16 protein-coding genes are annotated in these 22,455 nt (G+C 71.0%); 2 read left to right on the top strand and 14 right to left on the bottom strand.

What is annotated here, in order from left to right; genetic code table 11:
* Positions 1–133 precede the first annotated feature (133 nt).
* The 8 genes from ACWC24_RS19625 to ACWC24_RS19660 all read right to left on the bottom strand — a co-directional run bounded on the left by ACWC24_RS19625 (position 134) and on the right by ACWC24_RS19660 (position 8,969).
* Positions 134–2,005 (bottom strand): VgrG-related protein, encoded by a 1,872-nt coding sequence (locus ACWC24_RS19625; protein WP_450664095.1) that lies wholly within the window; start codon positions 2,003–2,005, stop codon positions 134–136.
* Positions 2,005–2,826 (bottom strand): CIS tube protein, encoded by an 822-nt coding sequence (locus tag ACWC24_RS19630; protein WP_152888586.1) that lies wholly within the window; start codon positions 2,824–2,826, stop codon positions 2,005–2,007. Before ACWC24_RS19630 ends, ACWC24_RS19625 begins: the two co-directional genes overlap by 1 nt.
* Positions 2,823–3,260, bottom strand: a complete 438-nt coding sequence (locus ACWC24_RS19635; RefSeq protein WP_152888584.1) for a phage tail protein — start codon at positions 3,258–3,260, stop codon at positions 2,823–2,825. Before ACWC24_RS19635 ends, ACWC24_RS19630 begins: the two co-directional genes overlap by 4 nt.
* 47 nt (positions 3,261–3,307) lie before the next feature.
* Positions 3,308–6,211 (bottom strand): hypothetical protein, encoded by a 2,904-nt coding sequence (locus ACWC24_RS19640; RefSeq protein WP_450664096.1) that lies wholly within the window; start codon positions 6,209–6,211, stop codon positions 3,308–3,310.
* Between the two features lie 12 nt (positions 6,212–6,223).
* Positions 6,224–6,367, bottom strand: a complete 144-nt coding sequence (locus ACWC24_RS19645) for a DUF6760 family protein (protein WP_099935404.1) — start codon at positions 6,365–6,367, stop codon at positions 6,224–6,226.
* Positions 6,364–6,843 (bottom strand): hypothetical protein, encoded by a 480-nt coding sequence (locus tag ACWC24_RS19650; protein ID WP_450664097.1) that lies wholly within the window; start codon positions 6,841–6,843, stop codon positions 6,364–6,366. Before ACWC24_RS19650 ends, ACWC24_RS19645 begins: the two co-directional genes overlap by 4 nt.
* On the bottom strand, positions 6,843–7,286 hold the full coding sequence (locus ACWC24_RS19655; protein ID WP_152895158.1) for a phage tail protein: 444 nt from the start codon (positions 7,284–7,286) through the stop codon (positions 6,843–6,845). The genes ACWC24_RS19650 and ACWC24_RS19655 overlap by 1 nt, the downstream gene beginning before the upstream one ends.
* Positions 7,287–7,394: 108 nt before the next feature.
* Positions 7,395–8,969, bottom strand: coding sequence for a phage tail sheath family protein (locus ACWC24_RS19660; RefSeq protein WP_450664098.1), 1,575 nt, complete (start codon positions 8,967–8,969; stop codon positions 7,395–7,397).
* 525 nt (positions 8,970–9,494) lie between these two features.
* Here ACWC24_RS19660 and ACWC24_RS19665 point away from each other — a divergent pair.
* Together ACWC24_RS19665 and ACWC24_RS19670 are read left to right on the top strand one after the other, a co-directional pair.
* Complete coding sequence (locus ACWC24_RS19665) at positions 9,495–12,875, top strand: phage tail protein (RefSeq protein ID WP_450664099.1); 3,381 nt, start codon at positions 9,495–9,497, stop codon at positions 12,873–12,875.
* Positions 12,872–13,429, top strand: coding sequence for an SUKH-4 family immunity protein (locus ACWC24_RS19670; RefSeq protein ID WP_450664100.1), 558 nt, complete (start codon positions 12,872–12,874; stop codon positions 13,427–13,429). Before ACWC24_RS19665 ends, ACWC24_RS19670 begins: the two co-directional genes overlap by 4 nt.
* Before the next feature lie 384 nt (positions 13,430–13,813).
* Here the strand turns inward: ACWC24_RS19670 and ACWC24_RS19675 are convergent, their stop codons facing one another.
* The 6 genes from ACWC24_RS19675 to ACWC24_RS19700 all read right to left on the bottom strand — a co-directional run bounded on the left by ACWC24_RS19675 (position 13,814) and on the right by ACWC24_RS19700 (position 22,383).
* Positions 13,814–14,587 (bottom strand): TIGR03084 family metal-binding protein, encoded by a 774-nt coding sequence (locus ACWC24_RS19675; protein WP_450664115.1) that lies wholly within the window; start codon positions 14,585–14,587, stop codon positions 13,814–13,816.
* A 61-nt stretch (positions 14,588–14,648) separates the two neighbouring features.
* Positions 14,649–15,380 (bottom strand): hypothetical protein, encoded by a 732-nt coding sequence (locus ACWC24_RS19680; RefSeq protein ID WP_450664101.1) that lies wholly within the window; start codon positions 15,378–15,380, stop codon positions 14,649–14,651.
* A gap of 22 nt (positions 15,381–15,402) precedes the next feature.
* Positions 15,403–17,463, bottom strand: coding sequence for an ATP-binding protein (locus ACWC24_RS19685; protein WP_450664116.1), 2,061 nt, complete (start codon positions 17,461–17,463; stop codon positions 15,403–15,405).
* Positions 17,464–17,843: 380 nt separating this feature from the next.
* On the bottom strand, positions 17,844–18,518 hold the full coding sequence (locus ACWC24_RS19690; protein WP_450664102.1) for a DUF4255 domain-containing protein: 675 nt from the start codon (positions 18,516–18,518) through the stop codon (positions 17,844–17,846).
* A 45-nt stretch (positions 18,519–18,563) separates the two neighbouring features.
* Positions 18,564–21,368 carry an HYR domain-containing protein gene (locus tag ACWC24_RS19695; protein WP_450664103.1) on the bottom strand — a complete coding sequence of 935 codons (2,805 nt, stop codon included), beginning with the start codon at positions 21,366–21,368 and terminating at the stop codon, positions 18,564–18,566.
* Between the two features lie 391 nt (positions 21,369–21,759).
* Positions 21,760–22,383: a response regulator transcription factor gene (locus ACWC24_RS19700; RefSeq protein ID WP_450664104.1), complete on the bottom strand. Its 624-nt coding sequence runs from the start codon at positions 22,381–22,383 to the stop codon at positions 21,760–21,762.
* Between the last annotated feature and the right edge of the window lie 72 nt (positions 22,384–22,455).

A 22,455-nucleotide genomic window follows, 5' to 3' on the forward strand; every position in this document is an offset into this window, starting at 1 on the left:
TCGTCTGCGGCTGTTCGCTGTTCGCTGTTCGCTGTTGATCGTCTGTTCGTCGTACCGGGACCGGTCGTGGGGTGTGCGCTCGTGCGGCCGGTCGCCGTCGTGCCGGGTGTCGTACTCGCCCAGTGACGCACCGTCAGTTGATGCGGACCAGGCCCGCGTTGATCGTGCAGGTCGCCCCGCCCTTGATCTCCGTGCGCGCGGTGCCGTTGACCGCGACCTGGCTGCCCTTCACCTCCACTCCCCCGCTGGTCGTGAGCCCGACCTGGCCGCTGCCGCCGTCCACCTGGACGCCGGTCTGGGCGGTCACCTTCACCGACTTGCCGGTCAGTTCGAGGGTGCCGTTGCCCGCGTCCATCAGCGCGCCGTTGCCCGCCTTGACGGTGACCTTGTCCTTGGCGTCGATCTCCACCGTGCCGTCGCTGTGCACGATGATCTTGGTGCCCTTGCGGTCGAGGTCGATGGTGAGCTTGCCGTCGCCGGTGACCATCCGTACGCCCTGCGGGCCGGAGGCGTTGTCGAGCAGTTCGAGCTGGTTGCCGCTGCGGGAGGAGAACGTCCGCCGGTTGACCGCGCCGCTGGTGCCGTCGATCAGCTCGCCGCTGGCCGTGGACGGTTTGTCCTGCCCGTTGAAGAGGCAGCCCATCACGTACGGGCGGTCGAGCCGGCCCTGCTCGAACCCGACCAGCACCTCGTCGCCCACCTCCGGGACGAACGCGGAGGTCCCCTTGCCGTTCTTGCCCCCTCCTCCGGAGGTCTGCGCGCAGCGGGCCCAGTCGCTGACGTACTCCTCGGACAGCCAGGGGAACTTCACCTTGACCCGGCTGAGCTTGTCCGGGTCCTTGGTGTCGGAGACGACCCCGACGACCACGCCGTCCATCTCGGGGACCCGGCCCGCCCGGCCCGTGGCGCCGCCGGCCAGCGCGGACAGGGAGCGTTCCTGCTGGCCGGAGACGGTCACCCAGGTCTCGTAGCCGCGATGGGCGTCGAAGACGTGCCGGGAGGAGGTGACGGTGTACCGGCCCTCGAACGGGGCGCCGACCCCGGACAGCGCGACCGCGCCGCCGGCCCGGACCTCGGGATTTCCCTGGATGGCCGCCTCCATCTCGGCGAACGACCCGGCGATCCGCTGCGCCAGCGCCTTGGCGACCTGTTCGACGCGGGCCTGCGCGCCGTAGGTGTTGTCGGTGACGAGGTGGTCGGCCTTGCCGAAGGGGCTCGCCGCGTCCGCCGGGGCGATGCCCAGCTGGACGGCGTCCGTGCGGCCCGCGTCCGCCGTGGCGACCAGGGCCTGCTTGGTCTTGGTGTCCCAGCCGCGCACCTGGACCTGGGAGACCTGCCCGGAGGCGGTCACCCCGGCCCGGCAGCGCAGCAGGTTCTTCCCGAGCTCCAGCACCAGCGGGTCCCGGTCGGCGCGGGCCGAGGCGCCGGGCGCGTCGGACGCCTCGGTGGGGCTGGTGACATGCAGGGCGCCGTCGATCACGAACACCTGCGCTCCGGCGTCCTCGGCCAGGTCGCGGACGAAGTCCCAGTCGGAGAGGTTCGCCTGGGCGACATGTTCGAGGACCGGTCCCGAGACGTCGATCTTCCCTGTCGAGAGCCCGGCCCGCTGGGCGACCCGGCGGCAGATGTCCGCGACGGTCATGTTCTGGTAGGCGGCGACCCGTCGGCCCCGGAAGAGCCGGTGCGCCTTGTCCATGCCGCGGACCACGGTGAACGTGCCGGTCTCGTCGAAGTCCAGTTCCAGTGCGGTGACTTCGCCCTTGAGCAGCGGTTTGGGCGAGCCGCCCGCGCCGGACGAGGCCAGCAGCCGCGCCTCGGAGCCGATCTTGATGCCGGCCTTGTCGATCAGCACCCTGCTGGGGTCGCGGAAGCGCAGCATGAAGGTGTCGGGCAGCGTCCGGCTGTCGTCGACGTAGCCGTCCACCAGGCTGTTGGCGAGGTCGGCGGGCAGCCTGGTCCCGCCGATCTCCACGACCAGGACCTTGGCCACGGTGTCATTGGCCATCAGAGGGCCTTCCGTCCGCCGGCCGCCCCGGAGGCGAGGGGCTGCGCGGCCCCGCCCGGCACGGTGTCCAGTTCGTCGGCCGCGGGAAGCAGCAGCTCGCGGCCCTCGGCCAGCCGCATCGGATCGTCGATGCCGTTGGCCTCGGCGATGGCCCGCCAGGCCCCCGCGTCGCCGTACTCGGCCCAGGCCAGGCCCTGCAGCGTGTCACCGGCCCGGAGCCGGTGGACCCGGCGGGCGGTGAGCGCCCCCGAGGTCGGGTTCTGGCCGGCCGTCTCCCCGCTGATCTCCTCCATCGTCACCTGGCACACCGCGCGGATCGGCACTCCGGACGTGGTGAACAGGGTGTACTTGACCTGGACCTGGCTGACGTAGCCGGGGAAGCCGGTGATGCCGCCCCAGTGGAAGACCACCCAGGGCGGTGAGGACCGCTGCGCCTGCCGGGTCTCGTTGGTCGGTACGCAGCAGGCGAACAGGCTCTCCACCGCCTTGACGACACTGGTGTCCTGGGTGTCGCTGGCGTCGAAGAACATCTCGACGGTGAGCTTGCTGGGCTGCGGCCCCTGGTACTCCGGCGGGCCCGCGCTCTTGGCTCCCTTGGCCGGGGTGCGCTTCCAGGACGCCGACTTGCCCAGGCTCAGTTCCTTGGGATTGAACTGGAAGTCGATCCGGCCGCACGGTCCGCCCGGGGTGAGGCTGCCGCCCGAGGGCGGGGTGCGCAGTTCGAGGTAGGCGTGCTCCAGCTTGGGCCGCGCGTTGCCGCCCGCGGCCGACGCCGACTTCGCGCCGCCGCCCGCCGCGCTGAACGCCACGGGCCCGCTCATGCCCCGGGCTCCATCATGTAGCCGTGGTGCGCGATCTCGATGGTCTCCGTGGCGACCTTGGGCGACTCGGGGTTGAACGTCGGCCCGGTCCAGCGCACCGGCACCACCTCCAGCAGGCCCCAGCGGGCGACCATCACGCCGTCGCCGGTACGCGCCTCGATGTGCGCGGTCTTGCGGGCGAACCCGGTGGTCATGCTGGCGAACCACTTGGCCACCTTCTGGGTGTCCCGGGTCAACGGCCGGGAGAGCTTGACGTTGGGGTACTTCAGACGCGTCGGCAACTGCCAGACATGGCCGTTGTTCCCGCCCTCCTCGCGTGGTTCGATCACCACCTCGCAGCCCAGCCCCTCACAGGTGTTGAACGAGCCCAGCTCGATCCCGTCGATCGTGACGACGAAGCAGACCGAGACCGCCGGGTCCTGGGTGATGGACATCCGATGCCCTGCCTTTCTGTCGGTGCCGGTGCTCTGTCGGTGCTCTGTCAGTGCCGAATGTTGATCAAGGAACCGGTCCGTTCACGTTCGATGCGCAGCTCCGCCCTGAGCAGTCTGCTGAGGGGGGCGAACAGGGCCCGGACGAGTTCGTCCGTGACCTTGGGCGCGCCCCCCGTGCCGCCGGCCTGCTCCGGGGTGGCGGCCGGGGCCGACGGCGCCGGCGGCTCCACCGCCGGTGGGCCGTCCGGCTCGGGCTGCGCCGGCGGGTCGGCGGGCGGCCCGCCGACCGGCGCGCCCTGTTCGGCGCGTTGCACGGAGGGTCCGGTGAACTCCACGGAGCCGTCCGGCATCCACCGGGCCACCCCGGCGGCGACCGCCGCGGCCCCCGCGCTGACCTCGGGCTGTGCGGAGACCGACGGCGCCGGTGCCGGGAACGACGGCGAGGTGGGCACCGGCGGGGCGGAACGGCGTACGGGCTGCGCGGCGACGCCGGGCTCCGCCGCGAGCCGCTGCAGCGGGACCGCCGGGCCGAGGGCGCCAGGATCCCGGAGCGCCTGGAGGTACGACCGGGGGGCACCGTCGGGCAGGACGGCCTCCGGGAGAACCGCACTGGGGGCGCCGGGGAATTCCGCGGGTCCGGACAGCCCCGGGCGGCCGGGGAGCCCGGATCCGCCGGGGACACCCGAGACACCGTGGGACCGGGCGGACGAGGCGAAGGGCACGGCGCCGCCGGTGCTCATGACTCGCTGCACGACGGCACCCGCGTGGCCGGAGGCGGTGTCGGGGTACCCGCTGCCACCGCCGGTCGCGGTGTGCCCGCCTCCGGAGCCACCCGGACCTCCAGGGCCGCCGTGGCCACCGTGGCCGCCGGACCTGCCGATGCCTTCGGCCGCGGCGTCGGCGGACCGGGCACGGCCTGCGGAACCGCCGGTTCCAGGGACGGACCGCGGGCCCCCGACCGGCTCCCAGCGGACCGGCACCGCGACCGGAGGCCCGGCCGCGACCGGTGCCTCGGCGGACGGTGCCGGCACGGAGTACAGGGGCAGCGACCGCTGCGCCACCAGCGGGAACACCGGACCGGCGCCCCGGTCGGCCGACCCGGCAGCGATGCCCGCCCCGGACGGCCCACCGGGCAGCGTGGTCTCGTCCACGGCGTCCAGCCGCCGCATCGGCATGGGTGTCGCGGCCGTCACCATCTCCCCCGGGCCGGGCGCCTCGGACACCACCGTGTCGCTCAGCGCGAGCGGTGAGGCGTCGCCGAGCAGCGGTGCCCGGCCGACCTCCACGGGCGGGGGCGTCGCACCGGTCGACGGGGGTGTCCGGGGCGGGCCGCCGGGAACGTCGAGTCGCTGCACCGCGACCGGCCCCGCCGACGTGGCGCCACCGGAAGCGGCAGAAGAACCAGGAACCGCGTCCGCTCCCGGGCCCGCAGCGGGGCCCGATCCGGCGCGGAGGCCCGGTGCGAGGCCGGGGCCGACCTGTACGGATCCGGTGCCGGAGCCCGTCACCGGCTCGGGCGAGAAGCCGGTGCCGAGGTCCACCGGGTCCGTCGTCAGCGGCGGCGTGTCGCCGAGCAGCGGCGCGGTGTCCTCGCCGCCGGGCGACGACGCTCCGGGCCCGGCCGGGCCCGCCATCAGGTCCGGCACCGCCGGAGCGTCCGGGACGAACAGGTCCTCGGAAGCCGAGGGTGCCTGCGGCTCCGCCACGGTTCGCGAGACGTACGGCACGGAAGGGGCCGAAGGCGACACGGCGGATTCGGCCAGGGGTGCCGCGGGGCCCGGAAGCGGCAGGGCGGTGGGCGGCAGCGCGGAGAGCGGCTCGCCGAGCCCCCGGTGACGCGGACGCGGCGGGGCCGCGACATCACGCTGCACCACGGGCTGCGCGGCAGGCCCGGTGCCGTCCACGCCGCCGACAAGGGGAGCGGTGGGGACGGCCGCGCCCGGTCCTCCCTGGCCTGCGAGCGTGCCGGGGTGCGACGCGGCGAGCGGGAGCGGGGCCGTGTCCCGTACCGCCGCCGATCCGGTGGTACCCGGCGCCTCGGTCCGCTGGACGACGGCGTCCTGCCGCTCCTGTCCCGCGGACGGGCCGGGCGCGGCGAGCAGGTCGGCGACCGGCTCGGCCGGCGCGTCCGGGGCCAGGGGGCCGGGGTGCTCGTCCGGCGGGGCCGGAAATGCCGCGGTGAGCTCCCGTGCAGGTAGGTCCGGTGGCTCAGCGACGACCAGGGGGCGGGCGGGTGCGGGAGCCGCCGGGGCGGACGGCACACGCATGACCATCAGTGGGGCGGGCGGTGCCGAGTCCGGCCCGGGGCCGCTCGACGCGACGGTGATCCGCTGGAGCGGGACGAGGGGAAGCGGCGCCGGTCCGGGAGAGCCCGAGGCCGACCCGTGGTCCGGGTGCCGCGCGGTGTCCCCGACCGGGGTCACCGATCGCAGGACGACCGGGCCGTCCGTGCCGTGCGCGTCACCCGGCCGGTCCACGGCTCCTGAGGCATCGCCCCGCCGGTCACCGGCCCCGCGAGCGACGGCCGAGACCGCACCGGGCTCGCCCGCCCACGCCGACGCCGGGTCCTGCCCGCCTCGCGGTACGTCGAAGGTGTGCGCCCGGGGGCCCGTGCCCGTCCGCTGCACCGGCAACGTGGGTTCCGCCAGTCCGTGGCCGACGCCGGACGGCGCCTGGGTGCTGACCAGATGGCCGAGCGGTCCGGTGACCGTCGGGTCCTGCCAGGTGCCCAGCCGCCGGCCGAACCCGCCGGGGTCGCTGACCAGCCCCATGGGCGCGCTCAACGCCCGCTGCACGGGAGGCGCCGACCGCCAGTCGGCCGTGACCTCCGTGTCCGTCGCCGCCTCCGGGGCGGGGGACGTCGTCCCGGCGTCGGCGCCCGCTCGCGTGCCGGGCTCCATGGCGCCCCGCGAGCCGTCACCGCTCCTCGTCAGCCAGGACAGCAGTCCCATCTCGGTGTCCTCTCACCGCCCGTTGAGACGGGCGATCTGCTCGACGTACCGCTGCCGTTCGGGGTGTTCCAGATCGAGCAGCTCTTCCAGCGGCCAGTGGAAGTGGTAGGCCAGGTACGCGATCTCCTCGTAGAGGCGCTCGACCGCGTACGTCACGATTCCCCCAGGCGGCCCCCGGCGAGGTCCACCGCGAAGTGTTCCTGGCAGGAGGGGCAGGTGACGGCGGCGCGGGTGTGGCCCTCCGCGTTGATCCGCCGGTAGAAGTCCTGGAGGAACGCGAGGTCCGAGGCGAACAGGTCCTCCACGATGCCCGCGTGGACGTCCTCGACGGTGCCGAGCCGGGTGATCACCCGGGCGATCAGCACCACCGACAGGTACGCGGAGTTCTCCCGCACCCGGTCGTCCCGCAGCGGGATGAGCTCGTCCCGGGCGGTGGCCAGCCGCATCACACCGTGCCGGTGCACGGTGCCGGAGTCGTCCACGTACCCCCGGGGCAGTTCGAAGGCGAACTCGGTGCGGAGCGTGTCACGCCCCGCACCGCTCTCGCCCGGTGCCCCGGTGTGTTCCTGCCCCGGTACGTCCGGGAGCGGCGGTGCCGCCTGCCGCGTCTGGGCGGGCATGGACCTGCGCATCACTCAACTTCCATGCTCTCGTACGTGATCGAGAGCTTCTCGGTGAGGACGGAGGTGTCGCCCGCCTTGAGGGTGCCGATCTCCAGCGACTTCGGCCAGGCGTTGACCAGCTGGTAACGCTTGATCGCGCTGCCCTCGTAGTCGTAGACGATGATCGCGCCGTTCTTGCGGGCGTCGGTCATCTTCCCGAACCGGGACGACTTGATCCAGGTCTCGAAGCTGTTGTCCTCGGTCAGACCGCGGGTGACGGTGACCTCGCCGGCCTTGGGCCGGCCCGGCAGCTTCTTGATCGCGTACTTTCCGTCCGCGGTGTTCTGCTTGAGTTCGATGACGTCCTGTTCCATCTTCAGACCGCTGACCTCGGTGATCTGCTTGATCACCACGCCGTCGAACTCCAGCCCGAAGGAGTGGCCGACAGAACTGTCAAGATCGGGAAGTGCCATCCCAGCCTCCATGGCTCATCTGGTGTGGGGAACGGCGGTTCTCCACCGCCCCGGGACCGATCGGCGGGCGCCCCACTGCCGTGGGGCCGTGACCCGCCTGCCGCCCTGCTACTCGTCGACCGATCCCGTGCCGCCCGACAGCTGTGCCAGCCGGAACACCACGAACTCAGCGGGCTTGACCGGAGCGACCCCGACCTCGCAGATGACCTGGCCGGAATCGATGCTCTCGGCGGGGTTGGTCTCCCGGTCGCACTTGACGTAGAAGGCCTCGTCCGGGGTCAGCCCGAACAGCGCGCCCTTGCGCCACTCGTTGACCAGGAACGCCGAGATGGTGCGCCGGATACGTGCCCACAGGGCGTCGTCGTTCGGTTCGAAGACGACCCACTGGGTGCCCGTCAGGATCGACTCCTCAAGGTAGTTGAAGAGTCGACGTACGTTCAGATAGCGCCAGGCGGCGTCGGAGGAGAGGGTGCGGGCACCCCACACCCGGATGCCGCGGCCCGGGAAGGCACGGACGCAGTTGACGCCGATCGGGTTCAGCAGGTCGTGCTCACCCTTGGTGATCTGCGTCTGGAGGCCGACCGCGCCGCGCAGGACCTCGTTCGCCGGCGCCTTGTGCACACCGCGCGAGGCGTCGTTGCGCGCCCACACACCGGCGATGTGCCCGCTCGGCGGGACGAAGCTGTTGCGGCCGACCGACGGGTCGAAGACCTTGATCCACGGGTAGTACAGCGTCGCGAACTTCGAGTCGAAGCCGGCCGTGTCCATCCGCCAGTTCTTGATCTGCTGCGGCGACAGCCCGGGGGGAGCGTCCAGGATCGCGACCCGGTCGCCCATCAGCTCGCAGTGCGCGATCAGTGCCTGCTGCACCGAGATGACGGTCTCGGCGTCCAGGATGCCGCGCTGGTGAGCGCTCATCAGGTCGGGCACGGACACCATCGTGATCTCGTCGATGGCCTCGAGGCCGCCGAAGCCGGTCCGCTGGTCCGCGTCGCCGATGTAGTCGTCGGCCGACAGCGCCACCGTGCCGGACCCGGCCGGAGCGGGGGCCGCGGCGGCCCCGGCCGCGAGGACGACCGCACCGGTGTCGGGCTTGGTCGACGCGGCGGCGCGGCTGACCTCCTCCAGGGAGATGAGCTGCGACTTCTCCTTGACCTTGGTGACGACGTTGTCCTTGCCGCGGCGGGTGGACACCGAGGGGTAGGTCTCCTTCTCCTCCCCGTCCACCTTGACCACCAGCTTGAACGCCTCGCCGGGCGGCGCCTCGCCCTCGGCCCCGCCGACCTCGACCGTGATCTCACCGGTGACGCCCGGCAGCGCCCGGACCCGGAACCCGCCGAGCAGCGCCTCGGCCGCGGACCCACCGCCCGCCGCCCCTGCGGCCGCCCCGCCCGGCAGCTGCCCCGGGACGCCGTCACCGCTGCCGCCGATCCGGACGACGTAGCAGTTGCCGCCCCCGTTGGCGAAGTAGCCGTACACGGCGGACGCCAGATAGGAACCCTCGACGAAGTCGCCGAAGACACCTACGTACTGGCTCCAGTTGGTGACGAGCGTCGGCTCGTTCAGTGGCCCTTGCGGGGCGAAGCCGAGAAACGCGGCGACCGAGGTGCCCACTCCCTCGATCGGTCGTGCCCCGGCCTCCACTTCTTCGACGTAGACGCCCGGGGACAGATACGACGGCATACCCACTCCTCCTTGACCAGCGGCCGAAGCTGATTCTGACTCCGGTTTCGATCACCCGGAACGCGTCGTCGGGCCGCGCCGCGGTGCACAGCCCGCTGCCCGATGAGGCAGGCCGCCCTTCCCCCGGCCGTACCCACCGTCCTCGTGTACGAGTGGCCACGAACCCCGACGCTTTCGGCCATGAAGGCGGTGCCGGACAAAAAGACCAGCGCCAGGACCGGCGCGCCGCCGGCCCGTCCGGCGGCCCCTGCCCAGGCCCAGGCCCGGCCCACGGTCGAGGGAGCCGGCGCACCCACCACGGCGGACGGGCCCGAGACCGCCCCTCCCGCGGGCCTCGCCCCGCAGCAGTTGCGCCTGCTGCAGGCACGGGCGGGGAACGCGGCGGTGGCCAGACTGGTCGCACAGCGCCAGACCGCGGCTCCGCCCGCCACGAACGCCCCTGCCCCGTCCTCCGCGGAGGCCCCCGCTCCGCCGGTCAAGCCGCCGCCGTCCGCGTCGCCCGCCTTCCAGGACCTGCGGTCCGAGGTGCGGGCGAAGAAGACCGCGGCCTCCCGGCACGCTCCCGCCGCGTCGGAGTCGAAGGCCGCGCAGGACGCCGCCGTCGCCCCGCCGGACGACAAGCAGGCCCAGGGCAAGGCCGCGCAGGCCGAGAAGATGAACGCCGCCAAGCCCGGCACCTTCGACAAGGCCAGGTTCATCGCCGCCGTCAACCAGGCCATCGCGGCCCAGGCTCCGAAGAACCTCGACGAGGCCGACCACTTCTCCGGGTCCGGCAAGGCTGCGGCCGTCAAGGATCAGGTCAGCGGCCAGGTCAGCCAGGGCAAGGCCGCCTCCGCCAAGGAGATCGACACCACCACCAACGCGGCCCCGGACCTGTCCCGGGCCAAGGACAAGCCGGTCACCCCGCTCACTCCCGACGCTCCCCCGCCCGTCCCCGGCACTCCGAACCCGGCGGGAGCGGTCCCGGCCAGGCAGCCGGACGCGGTCACCGACTTCTCCGGCGGACCACGTCAGATCAACGAGCAGATGGCCGACGCCGAGGTCACCGAGGACCAGCTCGCCAGGAGCAACGAGCCCCAGTTCACCCATGCCCTCAGCGCCAAGAAGGAGGGCGAGAAGCACTCCGCGGCGGCGCCGGGACAGGCCCGGGGCGCCGAGGCGAAGCAACTCGCCGCCGCCAAGCAGGGCGCGGCGGCCGCCGGCGCCCAGGCCATGACCGGCCTGGCCGCCGCCCGGACCGCCACCGGCAAGCAGGTCGACGGCGGCAAGAGTTCCACCAAGTCCGCCGACGAACGCAGACGCGCGGAGGTCACCGCCCGCTTGCAGAAGGTCTTCGACGGCACCAAGACGGATGTGGAGAGGACGCTCTCCGGTCTGGACAAGCTCGTCGACGAGAGGTTCACGGCCGGTGAGAAGGCCGCGCGGGACGCCTTCACGGCGGACCAGAAACGTCGGATGGACGCCTACAAGGACAAGCGGTACTCGGGGTTCACCGGCAAACTGCGCTGGGTCAAGGACAAGTTCGCGGGCCTGCCGGCGGAGGCCGACGCCCTCTTCCAGGAGTCCCGCAAGCTCTACGTCGCGCAGATGCAGCAGGTCATCTCCTCCATCGCCGACCTCATCGGCGCCGAGCTCGGCAAGGCGAAGGACCGCATCTCGCGCGGCCGGGCCGAGCTCAGGGCCGAGGTCGACAAACTCCCCGCCGACCTGAAGAAGTTCGGCAGTCAGGCCGCCAAGGACTTCACCGAGAAGTTCGACGGACTGGAGTCCGACGTCAACGCGAAGTCGGACCAACTGGTCCAAGACCTCGCCCAGAAGTACACCCAGGCGCTGAACTCGGTCGACGACGAGATCAAGAAGCTCCAGGAGGAGAACAAGGGCCTGATCGCCAAGGCCAAGGACGCGGTGGTCGGTGTCATCCAGACCATCATCGAACTCAAGAACCTGCTGCTCGGCGTCCTGGCGAAGGCCGCCTCCGCGGTAATGAAGATCATCAAGGACCCCATCGGGTTCCTCGGCAACCTGGTCACCGCGGTCGGCGCCGGACTCCGCCAGTTCGTCGGCAACATCGCCGAACACCTGAAGAAGGGCCTGATCTCCTGGCTGCTGGGCGCGGCGGCCGGCGCCGGGCTCGCCCTGCCCGCCAAGTTCGACCTCAAGGGCATCATCCAGCTCCTGGCCGGCCTGCTGGGGCTGACCTGGGGCAACATCCGCGCCCGCATCACCCGCAAGGGCGTCCCCGACCAGGCGGTCACCGCGGCCGAACAGTCCGTCCCCGTCGCCCAGGCCATCCAGAAGGAGGGCCCGGCCGGTGCCGTCGAGCACATCAAGGAGTCCGTCGGCGACCTCAAGTCGACGATCCTCCAGAAACTCACCGCCTACCTGATCCCCACCGTCATCGTCGCCGGCATCACCTGGATCACCTCCCTGCTCACCCCGGCCTCGGCATTCGTCCGCGCGGTGAAGGGCATCATCGACCTCGTCACGTTCGTGGTGACCCAGGGCGGCCAGATCATCCAGTTCGTCAACTCGATCCTGGACGCGGTCGTCGCCATCGCCAACGGCGGCGGAGGCGGCGTCCCGGCCCTCATCGAGGGCGCCCTCGCCGCCTCGATCCCGGTCCTCATCGGCTTCCTGGCCGCCCTGCTGGGCGTCGGCAACCTCGCCGGCAAGGTCCGCCAGGTCTTCACCGCGGTGGCCAAACCGGTCAACAAGGCGATCGACAAGATCGTGGACTTCATCGCGAAGGCGGCGAAGAAGTTGTGGGCCAAAATAAGAAATCGAGGACGGCGCGAAAAAGACGGAAATGGCGATCCCGGCGGAAAAAGTTCGAAGGAAACACCCGGCTCACCAACTATGCAGGAGAAGGAGAAAATCGCAGCAGCAGCAGCACAGGACGCTTACAAGCGACTCACCTCAGGTACGTCACCCGGCAGGGCGGACAACGCCTTGGATGCCGTCTTCACCAAATGGCAGAAGAAGGGACTCAAGAGTCTTTCAATAAAGAAGCGGGGCTCGGATTCCTTCTCCGTCGTAGCCAAGGTCAACCCGGAACATCCCAGCCCGGAGTTCGCCTGGAACCCGAACGCATCAAACGTGAAACATCTCCTCTCGTTCGACCAGGCCACAAAGGGCGGTGCAGCATGGGCGAACGGGAGCTTCACCGTCAAAAACGAGCAAGGATTGCTCTTCGGCCCTTCGAAAAATAAACCCAAGGTGGCCGCCCGTCGCGAAGCGACGGTATCCAACGTTTCTCACGCCGAAGAGACCGTCATAGCCAGGCTGAAGCTGTATTGGAACAGCATAAAGAAAACACTGAATGAGCAAGGAGCGGCACCCGAAAGTGTATCCATAGCAATGGACATACACGTTGGATACAATTGCTGCGTGAAATGTGCCGACTACTATGCCAACTTCGTCGAGGAATTAAGGAAGGAGGGATATCAAGTCGCTGCGACCGGCCGTTTCTCCACTTTCTACAAAGGCGGAAACACCGGAGGAAGCATAACCAAGCCAACAGTCGTCCCCGAATCAATGCTGGCGAAGCGCGAACAGTTGTTCAAGCTGTTCCTCGGCGAAAGCATGATGAAACCAAAGGAAGAAGGCGGTATGCTTTCTCCGGCGGACCCAGATAGGTACTGGGGAACAGACAGCGAGACAAAATCGCTCAACCCGAGCGACGAACAATGGTACGCCATCAGGAACAAGAGGGAGCAGGGATTGCTCGCACTCGCCATTCTACGGAGCTCGGAAATCAAGGTGGACGTACTCGATCAAAGCCACCTGTCAAACAAGTTGTCAACAAGTCAGGAAGTAGAACTACAGACCAGAACAGCCATCCTGAAGAAGGCTGCCGCCGAGGTCGATGAGAAGCTGAAGGCCATGAAGGCAGGGAGTGCACAGTGATAAACGCCGACAGCTTGGCCGCCGCGTTCTCCCCAGAAGGTACTCCAATCACGATGGCGAGCCCGGAGCAAGTAAATGGGAAGGTCCTGAACGAAGCAGCCAAACGCATCCTCACCGAAGTCGGAATCCCGGAACAGCTCACATACGAGATCTTCTTTCGCGACATCGGCAGCGAACTTATCACGATGAGGGATTTCATCCGCCGACTCGGGAAGTTCGACACCACAGAGGTGGACGATTTTTTCCTTATTGGATCGGGGCCAAATTCCGGCACCATCCTTCTCGACGGTGCCACCGGGAACGTCATCTCGTGGAGTGATCCCGGCACACGCATGATCAACAGCAGCCTGGACAAGTTCGTCGAATTCTTGCAACATATCCAGTTGAATATCAACGATTTCGAGGATCGGGACTGGCCCGACGAGGAACGCACCGAAGGCTATTTGCACAATTTTTCACTCAGACTGGAAGAAATCGATCCGGAACCCTTTCCGCAAGCTCGCGATTATTGGGAAGTGATCCTGAGAGCCATTTTCCTGCTGCCCCACGAATAAGGGTGACTCCTGCAACGCCCACCACGCCACCAGGATCATTGCACGAAGTGATCTTGTCCGGGCAGGTGAGGCCGAAGGCGGTCAGGGAGCGCGGGGCGCGGATCGCCACGCACGCCGTACCCTCGACGATCCTGCCCTCGGGGCTATGGCGCATGGGAGCGCTGCTGGCGATCCCAGGCTTCGGTAGCGCCTAGGCCCGCGACCGCGGTGCCGGGGTGGATCTGAACCTGATCCTGCTCTTCGTGACCTCCGAGGGACTACGAGTTGATCGTACTGGGGCTGGTCCAGCCATGGGGTGACTCAGTGCCACGCTGGATGCCGCTGGAGGGCATCTCCCAACCGTCGCGCGTCTCGCATGACCCATGACAGGCACCCCGACACGCTTCAGAGGAAGACGCGCGCCACCTCCAACCACTTCTGCGCGTCCTCGCCGGTCGCCGTCAAGTCGGTCTCGGACCAAGGGCGGCGCCGGGTGACGCACAGGCAGAAGTCCATGGCGTCGCCCTGTACCCGTTGTGCGGCGGCCTCGGGGCCCCACACCCAGGTTCGTCCGTCAGGTGCTGTCAGTTCGACGCGGAAGGGGTCCGCCGGCTCGGGGAGGCCGACGGCGGCAAAGGACAGCGCTCGTCCCAACACCCCCAGCGACGCCACGTGTTGCAGTCGATCCGTCGGGCGGTGCGCCACGCCCACGGCATCGAAGACGTCCTGCCCGTGTGCCCAGGTCTCCATCAGACGAAGGGGCACCATCAGGGCCGGGGTCACCTGCGACATGTACCAGGGGAATGCGTGATCCCATCGCGTGTCGCGCAGTGCCGCCGCCAACTCCGCTCGACCGGACCGCCATTCGTTCAGGAGTACCGACCGTGGCTTGGCCGCTCCCGCGGCGGCAGCCTTGTCCGCGTACCCGCTGCCTTCGGCTTCGGCCCGCCCGAGCTCGGCGTCGAACGCGTCCGGAGTGCGTAAGGCGCTGAGTACGTTCGCGTCCGACCATGCGAGGTGGGCTATCTGGTGGGCGACCGTCCAGCCCGGCGCCGGCGTCGGTAAGGACCAGTCGTCCACGGCCCTGACCACGGCGTCGAGCTCGTCGCCCTCGGCCACGAGCGCGGACAGGACGCCTGCGTCATCTGCCTCGGATACGGCGAGGTTGTAGTTCAACATGGGCGCCATGGTGCCATTCCTGAGAAAAGGTCCGCCGTGATCCGGCCTGGCCCGGGCACGCCTAAGTCGCCCACCACACCGCCTTGTTCGTGTCGTAATTACGGCTGGCGCTGTGGGCGGCTCGGTCGCCGCCGTTGCAGGGCTGGGCGCACAGGACGCGCAGGTTGTCGACGTCGTTGGCCCAGCGTTTCGCCTCCGCGCGGGTGATCGCGCTGACGTTGCGGCCGTCGACCTGCCAGGTGATCCCGCGGGCGTTGTCCTGGACGTAGGCGATGATCTCCCTGATGTGGTCGATGGTGACAGTGCGGTTGCCGTCCGTCGGCGTCGCGTCCCTGAGCTGGGGGATGTGTGTGCCGCACATCGCGCACTCGTACTCGGTCCGCCCGTTCGCGACCTGCGGATTCGCCGCGGCCAGCACGGCGGTCGTCGTCGTGTCGGTGAATCCGATGTCGTCCCGGGTGCCGCTCCAGATGACCTCGTCCCTGGGACCCCGGCTCGGGAGCTCCGCGGCCCGGGGCGCGTCGGGGTCGAAGCCCTGCTGGACCTGTTGCCGCTTGGACACCGGTCGGTTGCCGTACTGCGAGTCGGAGACCGCCTTGCGCTTCTCGCGCGGCTGCCGGCCGAGCATCCGCTGGGCGGTCACCAACTGGACCACCGCCGTGTTGCCGGCCGTCTGTTGCAGGTCGGACAGGGCGGCGAGCGGCGAGGCGTGCGGCTCGCCCGCGCGCACAGTGCCCGCACGGCGCATCCGCTCCGGGGCCTGCTCCGCAAGCCGTTCGTCGTGAGCGCGCACAGCGAGTCCTCCTTGGATCGGGTCACGAGACGAGCAGGTCGACGTACGGTCCGAACTCGCTGGCCAGCGTCAGTCGGCCCAGTTTCTGGTACTCGCGCTGGACGGCATGGATCAACTGTCGCATGGTCAGCGGGGATCCGGCCTCGGCGGTGAGGTAGGCGGCGGTGACGGCGACGGAGCGGATGTTGCCGCCGGCGAGTTCGAAGGAGTCGGCGCAGAAGGGGAGATCGAGGTCGTCGGTGCCGGGCAGGAGGGGTGCCAGGCAACGCTGCCAGAGCGCCAGGCGCTGGACGGGGTCGGGGACGGGGAAGTCGATGACCAGGTCCAGGCGGCGGGTGAAGGCGTCGTCGAGATTGGCGCGGAGGTTGGTGGCGAGCACGGCCAGGCCGTCGAAGGACTCCATGCGCTGCAGCAGGTAGGCGCTCTCGACGTTGGCGTAGCGGTCGTGGGCGTCCTTGACCTCGGAGCGCTTGCCGAAGATCGCGTCGGCCTCGTCGAAGAGGAGGACGCCGTTGACCCCGGCCGCCTCGGTGAAGATGCGTTCGAGGTTCTTCTCCGTCTCGCCGACGTACTTGTCGATGACCGTGGACAGGTCGACGGTGTAGAGGTCCAGGCCGAGATCGGCGGCGATGACCTCGGCGGACATGGTCTTGCCGGTGCCGGAGTCGCCCGCGAACAGCGCGACGACGCCCCGGCCGCGGGCGCCGCCGGGGCGCATCCCCCATTCGCCGAGGACGCGGTCGCGGTGGCGGGCGCGGGCGGTGAGTTCCCTCAACTGGGTGAGGGTGTCGGGGGGCAGGACGAGGTCGTCCCAGCCGACGGCGGGTTCGATACGGCGGGCGAGCAGGTCGAGTCCGGCGGAGTTCTGGGCCCGGGCGCCGCGGCGGATGTGCTCGGGGCGCAGTCCGGCGCCGTCCAGGACCGTGTTCTGGACGGCGCTGCGGGCTGCCCGGGTGATCTGTTCGGGGGTGAGCAGGAAGGGGGCCAAGAGGTCCGGGACGTCGATGCCGTCGGGCACGGCGAGCCCGTACGCCTCCTGCCACAGTGCGGCTCGCGCGGTGGGCTCGACGCGCGGGGCGCGCAGCAGCAGCGGGGGCCGGGTGGACCAGGCGGCGTCCCACGGGGTGCGGCCGACGAGGACGACGGGGACGGGGACGTCCGTCAACTGCCGTAGCAGCGCGGCCCGTTCGCGGTCGCGGTCCAGGGCGTCGACCGGGGCGCAGACCAGACCGGCGCCGGTCAGCCGGGCCTCGCGTACGGCGGTGCGCACGGCGTCCGCGGGGGCCGGGTCGCGGGCGAGGCGGGCCAGGTCCAGGGCGAGGGCGGGGCGCCCGGCCCCGGCGAGAGCGGTCGCGGCGAGGGCCGGGCCCGCTCCGCCCTGGTCCTCGCGCAGGTAGGCCAGGTGGATCCCGGCCGCCAGGGCCCGGGCCAGCGGGGCGGCGTCGCCCGCGCCGGGCACGGGCCGGGCCCGGGTCAGCAGGTCGGCGACCCGGGGGTCGGGGGTGTCGTCGCCGAGCAGGTGTGCGGTGACCCGGTCCGGTACGCGCAGGGCGCGCCCGAGGAACGGGCGGTCCGGGTCCTCGACGAGCAGCAGACCGCCGGAGAGCAGGGGCGCGTCGGCGCCGAGGCGGGCGCGGGCGGAGGCGTCCGCCGGGGACAGTGCGCACAGCTCCAGGGCCAGGCCGATGGAGGGGCGGCGCCGGGTGACGTCGTCGTTGAGATAGCCGTAGAAGGACTCGAACCGGGCGTCCAGATCGGGCAGGAGGGCGATGAGCAGGATCTCGACGTCGAGGTCGGTCAGGCCGAGTCCGGTCGTGAGCCGGCGCAGGCTGGTGGGCGGGTCGGCGGTGTCGGCCCGGGTCTCGGCCTCGGCGTGCCGGACGGTGTCCGTACGGTCGGGGGCGGCGGGCAGGTGGGGCGTGCGCAGCAGGCGGTCGACTGCCTCGTCGGTGAGGTAGAGGCCCCGGAAGGCGTCGTCGGGGTTGGGGTCGGTCTGTCTGCGGGCGGCGACGGCGCGGCGTACCCGTTCCTCGACGAGGACCACCCGGTCCAGCAGGTGGCGAAGGCTGGGGTTCTCGGCGATGGGAGGCTCCTCGCTCCGCTCGGTGTGTGCGGGTGGGGTGGCGTGGTTCGGGCGTGACGGGCCGCGCGGGTCCCCGCGCCCGTCACGGGGCACGGTGCCGTGCCGGGCGCGGGCAACGACTGCGGGTACGGCACCGAGTAGGCCCGGGCACGACCGCGGGTACGACACCGGCGAGCCCCGGCACGACCGCGGGTACGGCACCGGCAGGCCCGGGCACGACCGCAGGTACGGCACCGGCAGGCCCGGGCAAGACCGCGTGGACGACACCGGCGAGCCCGCGCCGGATCCCGACGCGGGCCCTCGCCGCCGGGGCACCCGGCGGCCTGTGCTCAGCCACGGACCCGGCTCGCTCCCGGACCCGGCTCGCTCCCGGACACGGCTCATTCACGGACGCGCCGGGACAGCGCCGGCCGCGGGCGACGCGCCGGATCGTCCGCCCCGCCGGTCCCCCGCGCTCCGGCGGGCCCGCCGGTGTCCCCGGTGTTCTCCACCCCGAGCCGCAGGCCGCCCTCCTCGGTGACCGGCGGCCCCGCCGCGACGGCCCCCGTGCCGACCAGGGGCACGCTGACCACGAGGTCGAGGGAGGGCTTCAGCTCACCGCCGAGCGCGCTCCACACGTCCGCGAACGAACGGTCCTCGGGGGGCGGCAGCGCGATCGTCATCGGCACCGGCAGCGGAAGCTCGGCCAGCGAGCCGGTCAGGTGCCGGGTGGGCATGGCGTCGCTGCCCATCAGGCACAGCAGGAGGGAGGAGAGCAGACGGTGTTCGTCCTCGGGGCGCCGGGTCCAGGCGGTGATCAGGTAGGACAGCTTGAAGTACCGGGGCGGGCGGTGCCGGGCGACGACGGTGCCGCGCTCGTCGTACTCGTTGGACAGGCCACGGGAACGGCGGCGCATGTCCTCCCGGATGTCGTAGAGGTACAGATTGACGGTGGGGGCGTTGACCTTGGCCGCCCACTCCCGGGTGGGTGCGTCGAACATGACGCTGATCTGCGTGCCGCCCAGGGCGTCGTTGCGGACGAGGGCGCGCAGTGCTTCGTCGACCTCGTGGATCACTGTTCCACCTCCGTCCTGGTCATCCGCGTCATCACGTCGTCCGTGTCAGCCGCGGCCGATGAAGTCGGGCGGCTGGAGGCTGCGGGGCACGACGAGGACCTTCGCGCTGACCGGGTCGTATCCGGGCCCGGTCGCGCGCAGCAGCCGCGGTCCGGTGCGGTCCTTGCGCAGGACGAGGACCTGACTGCGGAACGTCCCGTCGGCGTCCACCCGCACCGGGACCGTCGCGGCGGTGATGCCCACGTTCCACTTCAGCTGTACGACGGTTCCGGCCGGGAAGTCGCGGCCCTCGGCGAGGACGACGTCGCCGAGCCGGGCGACGACGGGCCCGACGGTCAGCACGGGCTGCAGGACGCGGATCCGGACCGTGTCGGTGTTGTTGCCGGGGAACGGATCGGTCGGTGTGCCGGCGACCCGGGCCGTCAGGGTGCCGCTGGTGGCCTTGTCGTACGACAGCCCGGTGGTGACCTCGATCCGGCCGCCGGCCGGCAGGGAGCAGGGGCTGGCGGTGGTGCAGCGGTCCTGGGCGCGCACCACGGTGGCGGTCCCGGGCGGTACGGCGGTCAGGACGACGTTCGTCGCGTCGTCCGGTCCGGCGTTGGTGAGGGTGAACGTCGCCGTGAGGGTGCCTCCGGTGAAGGCGGGCTGCGGGTCGACGGCGGCGGTCACGGCGAGGTCGGCGGCGGGCGGGACGGGCCCGGCCGGCATCAGGGTGACGGTCACCACGGCGGTGTCGCGGCCGATGTTGCCCGCCTTGTCGGTCGCCGTGCAGGTGACGGTGGTCTTCCCGATCGGGAAGCGCGTCCCGGAGGGCGGGGTGCAGCTGGTGGGGAGTGTGCCGTCGACGACGTCCTGGGCGGTGGCGGTGTACCGGACGGGGATACCGCTCGGGCTGATGGTGCGGACGGTACGGTCGTCCACCCGGACGACGGGCGGAGCGTTGTCGATCACGGTGAAGACGGCCGTGTCGGTGCCGGTGTTGCCGGCTGCGTCGGTCGCGGTGCAGGTCACGGTGGTCTTCCCGATCGGGAAGGTGGAACCGGACGGGGGTGCGCAGGTGACGGCCACGGGCCCGTCGACCAGGTCCTGGGCCGTGGCGGTGTAGTCGATCGGGGCGCCGTCGGGCCCGATGGCCGCAACGGTGCGGTCGGTCACGGTGACCACGGGCGGGGTCGTGTCGACCACGGTGATCACGGCGGTGTCGGTGCCGGTGTTCTCGCGGGAGTCCGTCGAGGTGCAGGTCACCGTCGTACGGCCGACCGGGAAGACGGAGCCGGAGGGCGGGGTGCAGGTGACCTGCGTCGGTCCGTCCACGGTGTCGACCGCTGTGGCGGGGTACTCCACCGTCGCGCCGTCGGGCCCGGTGGCCTCCACCGTGCGGTCGTCGACGGTCACGACGGGCGCGGTCGTGTCGATCACCGTCATCACGGCGGTGCCGGTGCCGGTGTTCCCGTGGGAGTCGGTCGCCGTGCAGGTCACCTTGGTCTCCCCGATCGGGAACACCGAACCCGACGGCGGATCGCAGGTGACCGTCACCTTCCCGTCGACGGTGTCCTGCGCGGAGGCGGGGTACTCCACGACCGCGCCGTCGGGGCCGGTCGCCTGCGCGGTGCGGTCCTCGACGGTGACGACGGGGCCGGTCGAGTCGACCACGGTGATCACGGCCGTGCCACGGCCGACGTTGCCCGCCTTGTCGGTCGCCGTGCAGGTGACCGTCGTACGGCCGATGGGGAAGCGTGTCCCGGAGGGCGGCTCGCAGAGGACCGGGACGTCGCCGTCGACGTTGTCGTGCGCGGTGGCCGGGTAGTCGACGACCGCGCCGTCCGGGCCGGTGGCCTCGACCGTACGGTCCACGACGTCCACCGCCGGACCGGTCACGTCGTTGACGGTGATACGGATCTGCTCCCGGTAGGCCGGGTCGGCCGCCGGGCCGAGGGTGAACTGGACCGTGCAGTTCAGCGTGGTGCCCTGGGGCGCGTCCGGGGACACGGTGATGCGCTCGCCGAAGGAGGCGGTCTGGCCGCTGATCACCTGGACGCTCGCCGGGGACAGGGAGACGTCCAGCGAGCGGTCGCAGTCGACGAGCTGGTGGCCGACGGCGACGGGCAGGTTCGTCAGGCCCTGGACGATGGCGTCCGACACCTGAGTCGGGTCGACGCCCTGGAAGTACGTACCGCCGGTGGCCTGGGTGACGCGGGTGGCCTGGCCGTTCTCGTAGTCACCGTCGCTGGGCCGCTGGCCGTCGAGTCCGTCGCTGTAGCTGTCCACGTCGACGGCGAGCACCTTCACGCCGTGGCTCTTGAGCGCACCGATGACGTCGGTGAAGCTGTGCCCGTTGCTGGGGTCGTGGCTGGAGGCGTCACCGACCAGGACGACGATGGGGCTGGCTCCCTCCCGGAACGTGTTCCGGCCATCGACCCCGTTCGCCACCTCGTCGAGGGCGTTCCCCCAGTCCTCCGGCGTGTCGCCACCACCGCCGGCGGTCAGTGCGTTCACACCGTTCTGGATGGCCGTGCGATCGGCGGTGAACGCCTGGTGCAGGAGGAACAGCCGGCTTTCGTCCTCCTCGTCTCCGTAACTGGCCACGGCGAACCGGGAGTCGGGCTGCGCGTCGAAGACCCGGTTGACGATCGTGGACAGGTTGTTCCGCACATTGGCGATAGGTGCGCCCATGCTCCCGGTGTTGTCCACCAGCAGCACGACATCCGGCTTGGGCGGCACCGCCGGGGTCCGGACCTGCTTGTCCACGGTGATCGAGGCACCGGGATCCAGTGTCTGCTCCACCAGCGGCGGTGTGACCGGGGCCGTCGCGGCCGCCGTCTTGGCCGGCGAGTACGGCGGGTGCGCCATCGTCGGCGAGGACGGTGAGGGCGACGGGGACGACGGGGACGACGGGGACGACGCGGTCGGTGAGGGCGATGGAGACGGCGAGGACGAGGCGGACGGCGAGGGGGACGCGGACGAAGCCGTCGTCCCGGCCCCCGGCGCCGAGTCTCCGGTGCCGGCTCCTACCGCGCCGAACGCGAGGACCGCGGCCATCAGGCCCGCCCGCAGCCGGAACACCCGCACGACATCCCCTCCCAGATCTACGTCTGTCCCACCGTCCCCGGCGCCGCCCCTCGGCGGAGCGGCGCATGGGACACCCGAGGGGGAAGCGCGGGCTGCCCCTCGGGGCAATCCGTTCCTCCCCTCGCCACCGACGGGACCGCCCCCTCGGGTCGGTCCCGTCGGACCGGGCCCTTCAGATCAGTCCCTGCCGGAGCGCGTAGGCGACGACGTGGGAGCGGTTGCGCAGGTGCAGCCGGGTGACCAGCTCGTGCAGGATGTTCTTGATGGTCCGTTCGGAGTACGCGAGTTTCGAGGCGATGTCCCCGGTGTCGTACCCCTCGGCGACCAGCCGGACGACCTCGATCTCCCGGTCGGTGAGCCCGCTGAAGTTCAGGCCGCGCGGCGCCAGTACCTGGCTCTGCAACTGGCCGACCTGCTCCAGCAGGCGGCCCAGCAGATCGGCGGGAACGCTTCCTTCTCCCCTGGCCACCGCGTTGATCACCTGCACCAGCCGCTCCGGTGTCGCCTCGGCCCGGCGCAGGATGCCCGCCACTCCGCACTCGGCGGCACCGACCACCTGCTGGTCGTCGATGCGGGTGGCGATCAGCGCCAGCCGGGCCGCCGTCGTCCGCCGGATGTGACGGAGGATCCGCAGCGACTCCTCGTCTATGGTCTCCACGACGACCACCACCACGGCGGCGGCCGTCTCCTCCCCCTCTTCCTGCAGCCGGATCTCCGGCCGGGGCCGCAGCTGCGTGGCGACCCCCGCTCTGGAGATCGGGTCATCCGCGCGCAGGCTCACAACGATCCGGTCCACAACGGTCTCCCCCCTGGTCGAGCGCATCGCGGCGCGGCGAGCAGTATGGGGCAGGCGACTCCACACAAAGTC

Source organism: Streptomyces sp. NPDC001443, from assembly GCF_053597355.1.